The organism is Streptomyces viridochromogenes DSM 40736 (assembly GCF_000158955.1).
Lineage (GTDB): Bacteria > Actinomycetota > Actinomycetes > Streptomycetales > Streptomycetaceae > Streptomyces > Streptomyces venetus.
This window is the reverse complement of record NZ_GG657757.1, coordinates 2,647,985-2,658,346: the sequence shown is the minus strand read 5'-3', so window position 1 is coordinate 2,658,346 and position 10,362 is coordinate 2,647,985. Positions and strand designations below refer to the sequence as shown.

Sequence of the window (10,362 nt, the reverse complement as noted above, 5' to 3'; positions counted from 1 at the left end):
CGGGCCGGGCCGTCCGCCGTCTCGATCACCGTGCCGTCGAGGGCGAGCGCGGTCGCGCCGGACGGGTTGGAGATACGGATGTCCCGGTCCAGGGTGAACGGGTCGAAGCCGGTGACCAGGATCCGCTTCAGGCCCCTGCCGTGCGGGTACCGGATGGCCGTCTGGCCGCGTGAGGTGCGCTCCAACTCGTCGAGCAGCGCCGTCCGCTGCCTGTCCGTCAGGTCGAACGCCGGCTCCCAGGCTCGCACTTCGCGCGTCATGCCGAGCCGGGCCCAGTACAGCGGCCGGTCGTCGTCCCGGCTGAGATCCCCGCCGGCCGGACCGCGCCCCTGCGCCCGGTCCACGGCCCGCTGCCACAGCCGCGCCCCTTCCCGCGCGATCGCCCGGCGGGCCTGCGCGTAGGACCGGGCCGTGTCGAGCTCCCGGGCCAACCCCGGTGCCACGGCGTCGAATCCGGAGCGGCGCAGGATCTCCCGGGGGACGGCCTTGTCGAGCCGCTGCTCCTCGACGGTGGGGGAGGGGGCCCGCTCGTTGGCGCTCGCGGTCGTGGGGGTGGTGAGGCCGGTCAGCAGGGCGAGGCCGAGAACGCCGAGGCGAACGCGTATGGAGTTCAAGGAGGTTCAGGCCTTCCGTCGCGGTGGGGGTGCTGCGATGGCGTGGTGCCGGACGGCGGCAGTATCGCGTGACGGAGGTGATCTACGCCATGGGTGCTCAGTCGGCGCTCTCCCCGAGCAGGGTCAGGAAGTCCCGGAACGCGGACGCCATGTCGACCGACTCCGGGTCCAGCAGCCACTGGTACTGCAGCCCGTCCAGGACCGCCACGAGGAGGGGCGCGGCCCGCTCGGGGGTGAGCCCGCTCGGCAGGCGGTCGCCGTACTCGGCGCGCAGCACCTCGGCCATGCCGGCGCGGACCCCGACGTAGCGCTCGGTGAAGTAGGTGCGGGCCGGATGGTCCTCCGTGACGCTCTCGCCGAGCAGGGCCGAGAAGGTCTGGATGATGGCGGGCCGCATCGCGTTGTACTCGACCAGCGAGGCCAGCAGGTCGAGCCGCAGCCGGCCGGCGGGCATCGCGTCCCAGCGGTCCCGCTCCTGGAGCACCGCGACCAGCAGCGCCTCCTTCGTCGGGAAGTGGTGCAGCAGCCCCTGCTGGGTGAGCCCGACGCGCTCCGCGACGGCGGCCAGGCTCGCCCCCCGGTAGCCGCGCTCGGCGATCACCTCCAGAGCCGCCCGCACGATCTCCGCGCGCCGCGCCTCGCTCCTGGTCCTGGCCGTCATGGCGTCACCGTACGACATGACGAACAGCTGATTATTGCGAGAAGATAACGAAACCTACCGCATTACAGGTAACGCGGGCACGATGGCGGCATCCAGCGACTCTCGACGTGGAGGTGGCGACATGGTGCGGACGCCGGCGGAGACAGCAGAGGTACGGCGTGAGGCGGCGGTCGAGGCGGCCCTCGGCAAGCTCGACCTGGACGCCAAGGCACGGCTGCTGGCCGGCCAGGACATGTGGAGCCTGCCCGCGCTGCCGGAGGCCGGACTGGCCTCGCTCGTCATGTCCGACGGCCCGATCGGTGTCCGCGGGGTGCACTGGAGCGCCGACGACCCGTCCGTCGCCCTGCCCTCCCCGACGGCCCTCGCCGCCACCTGGGACCCGGGGCTCGCCCACCGGGCCGGTGTCCTGCTGGCCCAGGAGGCCCGCCGCAAGGGCGTCCACGTCCTGCTCGCCCCCACGGTCAACCTGCACCGCTCCCCGCTCGGCGGACGTCACTTCGAGGCCTACAGCGAGGACCCGTACCTGACGGGCCGGATCGGCACCGAGTACGTCCGGGGCGTCCAGTCCGGCGGTGTCGGCACCACCGTCAAGCACTTCGTCGCCAACGACGCCGAGACCGACCGCCTCACGGTGAACAACCTGCTGAGCGAACGAGCCCTGCGCGAGCTGTACCTGGCCCCCTTCGAGGCGATCGTCGAGAACGCCCACCCCTGGGGCATCATGACCGCCTACAACACGGTCAACGGCACGACGATGACCGAGCACCACCACCTGGTCAACGAGGTCCTGCGCGGCGAATGGGGCTTCGACGGGATCAACGTCTCCGACTGGACCGCGGCCCGCTCCACCACCGGCGCCCTCGCCGGCGGCCTCGACATCGCCATGCCCGGCCCGCGGACCGTCTACGGCGAGGCCCTCGCCCGAGCCGTGCGCGACGGCGAGGCCGACGAGGCCCGGGTCGACGAGGCCGTCCGCCGCGTCCTGCGCCTCGCCGCCCGGGTCGGCGCCCTGGACGGCGCCGAACCCGTCGTCACCGAACCGCCCGCGCCCGTCGACGGCGAGTCGCTCGCCCGCGAGATCGCCCGCCGCTCCTTCGTCCTCGTCCGCAACGAGAACGGCGCCCTGCCGCTGGGGCCCGGCAGGGTCGCGCTGATCGGCGCCGCCGCCCGCGACGCCCGCGTCCTCGGCGGCGGCTCCGCCACCGTCTTCCCCGCCCGGACCGTCTCCCCGCTCGACGGCCTCACCGCCGCGCTGCCCGACAGAAGTCTCACATACGCCCTCGGCGCCGACCCGAACACCGAACTCCCCGTGGCCGACCAGGGCTTCGAGCTGCGTGCCGTCTGCCGCGACAGCCACGGCACGGTCATCGGCTCCCGCTCGGCCCCCAGCGGCCTGCTCCAGTGGATGGGCGACGACCTCCCCGAGGGAGTCACCCACGACACCCTGCACAGCGTCGAACTGACCGGCACCTTCACCCCGCGCGAGACCGGCACCCACACCCTCGGCATCAAGGGCCTCGGCCCCTTCAGGCTCACCGTCGCCGGCACCACGTACTTCGACGACGTCCAGCGCCCCGCCGAGGACGGCGACCCCTTCGCGGCCTTCTTCGGCGCCCCGGTGCCCCACGCCCGGGTCGACCTCACCGCGGGCGAACCGGTCGAGGTCTCCCTCACCTACACGGTCCCGCCGCCCAGCGGCCACCCGATGCACGCCATCGGCTTCACCCTCGCCCACCAGGACCCGCAGCGCGACCCCGACGAACTGATCGCCGAGGCCGCGGCGGCCGCCCGCGCCGCCGACACGGCCGTCGTCGTGGTCGCCACCACCGACCGCGTGGAGTCGGAGGGCTTCGACCGCCGGGACCTGCGCCTCCCCGGCCGCCAGGACGACCTGGTCCACGCCGTCGCCGCCGCCAACCCCGACACGGTCGTGGTCGTCAACTCCGGCTCCCCCGTGGAGATGCCGTGGCGCGACGACGTCGCCGCCGTGCTCCTCACCTGGTTCCCGGGCCAGGAGGGCGGCGCGGCCCTCGCGGACGTGCTCACCGGCGCCCACGAACCCGGCGGCCGACTGCCCACCACCTGGGGCTCCCTGACCGACGCCCCGGTCACCCGGGTCGTCCCCGAGAACGGCGAACTTCCCTACGACGAGGACGTCTTCATCGGCTACCGCGCCTGGGAGAAGCACGGCCGCACGCCCGCCTACCCCTTCGGCCACGGCCTCGGCTACACCGACTGGACCTACGAGTCGGTCGAGGTCGACGCCACCGCCGAAGGCACCACCGCCAAGGTCCGCCTCCGCAACACCGGCGACCGCCCGGGCCGCGAGACCGTCCAGCTCTACCTCGCCCCCGGCGAGGCCGACCCCACCCGCCCGGCCCGCTGGCTGGCCGGCTTCGCGGGCGTCGAGGCGGGCCCCGGCGAGAGCGTCGAGGCGACCGTCGTACTGCCGCGCCGCGCCTTCGAGATCTGGGACGAGGCGACCATGTCGTGGTCGTTTGTGAAGGGTTCGTACGAGATCCAGGTGGCGCGCTCGATCACGGACCGCAGGATCACCGCGACGATTAACGTCTGATCCGGGACGACATCCCCACGAGCAGCCCCGGTCCGGGACCTGACCCCTGGACCGGGGCTCGTGCTCCGCCGGTTCGGGTCAGCGCGTGCCGAACCCGTACACCGTCTCCGAGCGGTACAGACCACCCGGCCGCAGCACCGTGCTCGGGAAGTCCGGCCGGTTCGGGGAGTCGGGGAAGTGCTGGGTCTCCAGCGCGATGCCGTCGCCTGGGGCGAAGGGTTCGCTCAGATGGTCCGCGGTGTACAGCTGGAGTCCGGGCTCGGTCGTAGCCACCGTCAGCACCCGCCCGGAGGCGGGGTCGTGCAGCTCGGCGACCTCCACCGGAGTCTCCGTCAGGCCCTTGTCGAGCACGAAGTTGTGGTCGTAGCCGGAACCGGTCTTGCGGGCGGCACGGAAGTCGAAGCGCGTGCCCGTCACGTCCTTCGGGGCCCCCGTCGGGATCAGATCCGCGTCGACCGGCGTGTACCGGGAGGCGGCCAGCCGCAGCTCATGGCCGCCCGCGTCGCCGGAACCGCCCAGGTTGAAGTAGCTGTGGTTCGTCAGGTTCACCACGGTCGGCGCGTCCGTCACCGCCTCGTACACGATCCGCAGCGCACCGCTCTCCAGGAACGTGTACGTCGCCGAGACCTCCAGCCGCCCGGGGAAGCCCTCCTCCCCGTGGGGACTGACCCGGGTGAGCCGCACCCCGTGCTCGACGGGGGTTCCCTCCCACACGCGCTTGTCGAAGCCACGCTCCCCGCCGTGCAGCGAGTTCGGCCCGTTGTTCGGTTCCAGCGCGTACGTCAGCCCGTCCAGCGGGAAACGGGCGCCGGCGATCCGGTTGGCGTACCGCCCGACCAGGGCGCCGAGGTAGGGGTCCGGGTGGGTGAGGTAGCCGTCGAGGTCCGGGAACCCCAGCACCACGTCCCCGGCCCGCCCCTCGCGGTCCGGCACCTCCACGGACTGCACGATCCCGCCGTACGTCAGGATCCGCACCCGCACGCCCGCGCGCTCCAGGGTCCAGCGGTGCACCGGCGTGCCGTCGGAAAGTGTGCCGAAGAGTTCGTTCATGTGCGGAACCCTAAGTCAGGGCCCGGGTCAGGGACGCTTCGCCGTCACCGTGCGGTAGGCGATCTCCGCCAACCGGGCCTGTCCGTTCACGCTGGGGTGGAAGTAGTCCCAGCGGCTCAACTGGGCGGTGCCGAAGCGGTAGTCATGCACCGCGCCCCCGTCGGAGCGGCACCGCTTGTCCTCGGCGCACACCTCCGCCAGGACCTTGTTGTAGTCCTCCACCCTCTTCTGCACCGTGTTCCGCCGCAGGGTGGCCGTCGAGTCCAGGGCGTCCGCGTCGCCCAGCATGGACGGGCAGATGCCCAGCTTCCACACCTGCTTGCCCATCGGGCTGGCACGGCCCTCGGACCACAGCCGCTTCAGGTTCGGCACGCTCGCCACGAACACCTGAGTCTTGGGCAGGGCTTTGCGCAGCGTGCGCATGGAGTCCTCGAAGTCGGCGCGGAACTCGGAGACCGGGGTCATCGCCGAGGGCGTGGCCCGACACGCGTCGTTCGCCCCCATCATCACCGTCACCAGCTGCGGTTTCCGCCGCACGGCCCGGTCCATCTGCCCGGGCAGGTCCGCCATCCGCGCCCCGGTCACGGCGTAGTTCCAGCTCCGCTCGGCGGCGCCGGTCCGCCCCAGCAGCCGGACGGCGAGCGAGTCGACCTCGGGGCTCGCGCCGGTCGCCCAGGACGCCTCCGGGCAGTCCGACAGCACGTCACAGGCGTCGAAGCCGCGCGTGATGGAGTCACCGACGGCCGCCACGGAACGCGGGCTGCGGTCCCAGAGGGGCGTGGGCTTCGGGGACGGCTTGGCCCTTTCGGACGGCGCGGCGGAGTCACCCCCCACGGCGTCACAGCCGGTCACAGCCACCACGGCCGCCGCCACCACGGCCAGCACGGCCCGTGAGCGGTGGCTTCGCTTCCGCATCCCTGGTCCATCCCCTCGCCGCGCCGTGCCTGTCTCCCCAACCCATAACAACGCACGAGGGTTCCCGACCGATCAGGTGCAACGCCTCACACCCGCACAAGCGTCCCCCTGGGTGAATGGCGGGCGTTTCCCGGCACCCTGACCGACCGTACGTCACACTCCTTGCGTCACCGCACGGTAGCCTCGCCATCAACGTGACCCGCCCGGTCACAGCCGTCCGCCCGTTTCCAAGCTGTCCCGCTCTGCCCGGAGGTTCCGGTGACGACACGTGGAGTCCTGTACGTGCACTCCGCGCCGCGCGCGCTGTGCCCGCACGTCGAGTGGGCCATCGCCGGGGTGCTCGGCACACGCGTCAACCTGGACTGGATCCGTCAGCCCGCCGCCCCGGGCACCTGGCGCTCGGAGTTCTCCTGGCAGGGCCAGCCGGGCACGGCGTCGAAGCTGGCGTCGGCGCTGCGCGGCTGGCACCTCCTCCGCTTCGAGGTCACCGCGGAACCCTGCCTCACCGCCGAGGGCGAGCGCTACAGCTGCACCCCCGACCTGGGCATCTTCCACGCCGTCACCGGCATCCACGGCGACATCCTCATCCCCGAGGACCGCCTGCGCGCGGCACTGCAACGCAGCCAGCGCGGCGAAACGGACCTGGAAGCCGACCTCAACAAACTCCTGGGCAAGCCCTGGGACGACGAACTGGAACCCTTCCGCTACGCAGGCGAAGGCGCCCCGGTCCGCTGGCTCCACCAGGTGGTGTAGACGCCCCCAGGGGCGCGCCCCCAGGGGCACGCCCTCAGGGGCGCGGGGAACTGCGCGAACAACCCCCACCGGCCCGCACCCGGCACACAACACGTCACCACAACGGCGAGTGGCCCGAACTCACGAAGAGTCCGGGCCACTCGCCGTAAGGCGAAAGTCAGATCGTACGGAACGCCAGCACCACGTTGTGCCCACCGAACCCGAACGAGTCGTTCAACGCAGCGATCCGCCCATCGACCGGCAGCTTCCGAGCCTCCCCCCGGACGACATCGGCATTCGCCTCGGCCTCCGGGTCCAGGTTCTCCACGTTGATCGTCGGCGGAGCCACCCGGTGGTACAGCGCGAGCACGGTCGCGACCGTCTCGACACCACCGGCGCCACCCAGCAGATGCCCGGTCATCGACTTCGTCGCGGACACCGCGAAGTGGTCGGCGTCGTCACCGAACACCTTCCGCAGCGCCTTCAACTCGGCGATGTCCCCGGCCGGCGTCGACGTCGCGTGCGCGTTGACGTGCACGATCTCCGCCGGGTCCAGGTCGGTGCGCTCCAGCAGGTTCTGCAGGGCGTGCGAGATGCCCCGCCCCTCCGGCTCCGGCTGCACGATGTCGTGCGCGTCGGCGGAGATGCCCTGTCCGACCGCCTCCGCGTACACCCGGGCGCCACGCTTGGCGGCGTGCTCGGCGGACTCCAGGACCACGACACCGGCGCCCTCACCGAGGACGAAGCCGTCGCGCGCGGTGTCGTAGGGACGCGACGCGCCCTGCGGGTCGTCGTTGTTCTTGGACATCGCCATCATGTTGCCGAACGCGGCGATGGGCAGCGGGTGGATCGCCGCCTCCGTGCCACCCGCGACGACGACGTCGGCGCGGCCGGTGCGGATCATCTCGATGGCGTAGCCGATCGCCTCGGCGCCCGAGGCGCAGGCGGAGACCGGCGTGTGCACGCCCGCACGGGCGCCCACGGCCAGACCCACGTTGGCCGAGGGGCTGTTGGGCATCAGCATGGGAACGGTGTGCGGGGAGACGCGGCGGACGCCCTTCTCCTTCAGCACGTCGTACTGGTCGAGCAGGGTCGTCACACCGCCGATGCCGGAGGCGATGACGGCGCCGAGCCGGTCCGGGTCGACGGCCGGGTCCTCGCCGGCCTTCGCCTCGAAACCGGCGTCCGCCCACGCCTCCTTGGCCGCGACCAGCGCGAACTGCGCCGAACGGTCCAGGCGGCGGGCCTGCGGACGGGGGATGACCTCGGTCGGTTCCACGGCGACCGGGGCCGCGATGCGGACCGCCTGGTCGGCGGCCCAGTCCTGCTCCAGGGGCTTGACGCCGGAACGTCCGGCGATCAGGCCCTCCCAGGTAGAGGCTACGTCGCCACCCAGCGGTGTGGTTGCGCCGATACCGGTGACGACCACGGTGCGATTGGTCGGGCTCACGGGAATTCTTTCTCCAACGGATACGAGGATTAAGCGGCGCCACCGCCGGGTGGCGGGGCAGTCAGCCCTAGGACCTGATCGGTTGATCAGCCCTGGTGCTTGAGGATGTAGTCGGTCGCGTCACCGACGGTCTTGAGGTTCTTGACGTCCTCGTCCGGGATCTTGACGTCGAAGCGCTCTTCGGCGGCGACGACGACCTCGACCATGGACAGCGAGTCGACGTCCAGATCGTCGGTGAAGGACTTGTCCAGCTGGACGTCCTCAACCGGGATGCCGGCGATCTCGTTCACGATCTCGGCGAGACCGGCGACGATCTCTTCCTGAGTGGCGGCCATGTTGGCGCTCCTTCGTAGATATCCAGAGGGTGTGGCAGGTTGTTTCTCCCGTGCTTGGATCGCATGATCCGGCACGGAGTGCCTAGGGGAGGGTAACGACAGTCGCGGCGTAGACGAGACCCGCCCCGAAGCCGATGACGAGCGCGGTGTCGCCGCTCTTCGCCTCACCGGTCGCCAGGAGCCGCTCCATCGCGAGCGGGATCGAGGCGGCCGAGGTGTTGCCGGTGGTGCGGATGTCCCGGGCGACCGTGACGTGCTCCGGCAGTTTCAGGGTCTTCACCATCGAGTCGATGATCCGCGCGTTGGCCTGGTGCGGGATGAAGACGTCCAGGTCGTCCGGGGTGATCCCGGCCGCGTCCAGCGCCTGCTGGGCGACCTTCGCCATCTCGAACACGGCCCAGCGGAACACCGCCTGGCCTTCCTGGGTGATCGCGGGGAACTTCTCGACCGTCCCGTCGCGGTAGTCCGTCCACGGCACGGTCTGCTTGATGGTGTCGGACTTGTCGCCCTCGGAGCCCCACACGGTCGGGCCGATCGCGGGCTCCTGGGCCGGGCCGACCACGACCGCGCCGGCGCCGTCGCCGAACAGGAAGGCCGTGGCGCGGTCCTCCAGGTCGGTCAGATCGCTCAGCCGCTCGACGCCGATCACCAGGACGTACTCCGCCGAGCCCTCGACGATCATGCCCTTGGCGAGCGTGAGACCGTAGCCGAAGCCCGCGCAGCCCGCCGAGATGTCGAAGGCGGCGGCCTTGTCGGTGCCCAGCTTGTCGGCGATCTCGGTGGCGACGGCCGGAGTCTGCTTGAAGTGCGAGACGGTCGAGACGATCACGCCGCCGATCTGCTCGGCGGAGATGCCCGCGTCCGCGATCGCCTTGCCGGACGCCTCGACCGACATCGCGGCGACGGTCTCCTCGTCGGAGGCCCAGTGCCGCGTCTCGATGCCGGAGCGCGAGCGGATCCACTCGTCGGACGACTCGATCGTCTCGAGGATGACCTCGTTCGGCACGACCCGGGTCGGGCGGTAGCCGCCGACACCGAGGATGCGCGCGTACGGGGCGCCCTTGCTGGGCTTGATCTTCGCCATGCTCTCGGGCTCCTTGTCAGGCGTGCTCGGCGATGAGCTCGCGAGCGGCGTCGAGGTCGGCGGGGGTCTTCAGCGCCAGCGTCTTCACACCGGGCAGAGCGCGCTTGGCCAGGCCCGTGAGGGTCCCGCCGGGGCACACCTCGATCAGGGTCGTGACGCCGAGCTCCTTGAAGGTCTCCATGCACAGGTCCCAGCGGACCGGGTTGGCGACCTGGCCGACCAGACGGTCCAGCACCTCGGTGCCGGACGCCACGGCCTGCCCGTCCTTGTTCGAGACGTAGGTGAGCGTCGGGTCGCCCGGCGTCAGGGCCTCGGCGGCCTTCGCCAGCGTGTCGACCGCGGAGGCCATGTGGTGCGTGTGGAAGGCGCCCGCGACCTTCAGCGCGACGACCTTGCGCACGCCCTCCGGCTTGTCCGCCTCCAGCGCGGCGAGCTGCTCCTTCGTACCGGCCGCGACGATCTGGCCCGCGCCGTTGATGTTCGCCGGGGTGAGGCCCAGCTTCTCCAGGTGCGGAACCGTCACTTCGGGGTCTCCGCCCAGCAGCGCGGCCATCCCGGTCTCGGTGACGGCGGCGGCCTCGGCCATGGCGAGCCCACGGGTGCGGACCAGGCGGACGGCCTCCTCGTGGGGGAGCACCCCGGCGAGCGACGCCGCGGTGATCTCGCCGACGCTGTGACCGGCGATGGCGCCGACCTTGCGCGGCAGCTCCGCCGGGTCGTCGAACAGCGTGTACGCGGACGCCAGTCCGGCCGCGACGAGCAGCGGCTGCGCCACCGCGGTGTCGCGGATCTCCTCCGCGCCGGCCTCGGTGCCGTAGCGGATCAGGTCGAGCCCCACGGCGTCGGACCATGCCTCAAGGGCACCGCGGACACCGGGGAGGTCGAGCCATTCAGTCAGGAAGCCGGGCGTCTGGGCGCCCTGGCCGGGAGCGACGAGTACGAGCAC

At 71.8% G+C, this 10,362-nt stretch carries 9 protein-coding genes and 1 pseudogene; 2 read left to right on the top strand and 8 right to left on the bottom strand.

Going from position 1 to position 10,362, the window contains the following annotated elements; translation table 11 throughout:
• Positions 1-614: pseudogene (locus SSQG_RS11670) on the bottom strand (pyroglutamyl peptidase); the annotation flags it as partial.
• A 97-nt stretch (positions 615-711) separates the two neighbouring features.
• Positions 712-1,293, bottom strand: a complete 582-nt coding sequence (locus tag SSQG_RS11665; protein WP_003989958.1) for a TetR/AcrR family transcriptional regulator — start codon at positions 1,291-1,293, stop codon at positions 712-714.
• A 103-nt stretch (positions 1,294-1,396) separates the two neighbouring features.
• Between SSQG_RS11665 and SSQG_RS11660 the strand changes: the two genes are divergently transcribed.
• A complete protein-coding gene (locus SSQG_RS11660) occupies positions 1,397-3,850 on the top strand; it encodes a glycoside hydrolase family 3 protein (RefSeq protein WP_039932429.1) in 2,454 nt (817 codons plus the stop codon).
• Positions 3,851-3,928: 78 nt separating this feature from the next.
• Here SSQG_RS11660 and SSQG_RS11655 read toward each other — a convergent pair whose 3' ends face one another.
• Both SSQG_RS11655 and SSQG_RS11650 read right to left on the bottom strand, forming a co-directional pair.
• Complete coding sequence (locus SSQG_RS11655) at positions 3,929-4,900, bottom strand: aldose epimerase family protein (RefSeq protein ID WP_003989956.1); 972 nt, start codon at positions 4,898-4,900, stop codon at positions 3,929-3,931.
• Positions 4,901-4,927: 27 nt separating this feature from the next.
• A complete protein-coding gene (locus tag SSQG_RS11650) occupies positions 4,928-5,815 on the bottom strand; it encodes an SGNH/GDSL hydrolase family protein (RefSeq protein WP_003989955.1) in 888 nt (295 codons plus the stop codon).
• 258 nt (positions 5,816-6,073) lie between these two features.
• Between SSQG_RS11650 and SSQG_RS11645 the strand changes: the two genes are divergently transcribed.
• Complete coding sequence (locus tag SSQG_RS11645) at positions 6,074-6,568, top strand: DUF3145 domain-containing protein (RefSeq protein ID WP_003989954.1); 495 nt, start codon at positions 6,074-6,076, stop codon at positions 6,566-6,568.
• Positions 6,569-6,725: 157 nt separating this feature from the next.
• On the opposite strand, the gene fabF is transcribed toward SSQG_RS11645, so the two are convergent.
• From fabF to SSQG_RS11625, 4 genes are all read right to left on the bottom strand, one after another.
• A complete protein-coding gene (gene fabF, locus SSQG_RS11640; RefSeq protein ID WP_003989953.1) occupies positions 6,726-7,997 on the bottom strand; it encodes a beta-ketoacyl-ACP synthase II in 1,272 nt (423 codons plus the stop codon).
• Positions 7,998-8,083: 86 nt separating this feature from the next.
• Positions 8,084-8,332, bottom strand: coding sequence for an acyl carrier protein (locus tag SSQG_RS11635; protein ID WP_003989952.1), 249 nt, complete (start codon positions 8,330-8,332; stop codon positions 8,084-8,086).
• Between the two features lie 82 nt (positions 8,333-8,414).
• The gene (locus SSQG_RS11630) at positions 8,415-9,416 is read right to left on the bottom strand and encodes a ketoacyl-ACP synthase III (protein WP_003989951.1); all 1,002 of its coding nucleotides are present in this window, start codon (positions 9,414-9,416) and stop codon (positions 8,415-8,417) included.
• Between the two features lie 16 nt (positions 9,417-9,432).
• Positions 9,433-10,362 (bottom strand): ACP S-malonyltransferase, encoded by a 930-nt coding sequence (locus SSQG_RS11625; RefSeq protein WP_039932426.1) that lies wholly within the window; start codon positions 10,360-10,362, stop codon positions 9,433-9,435.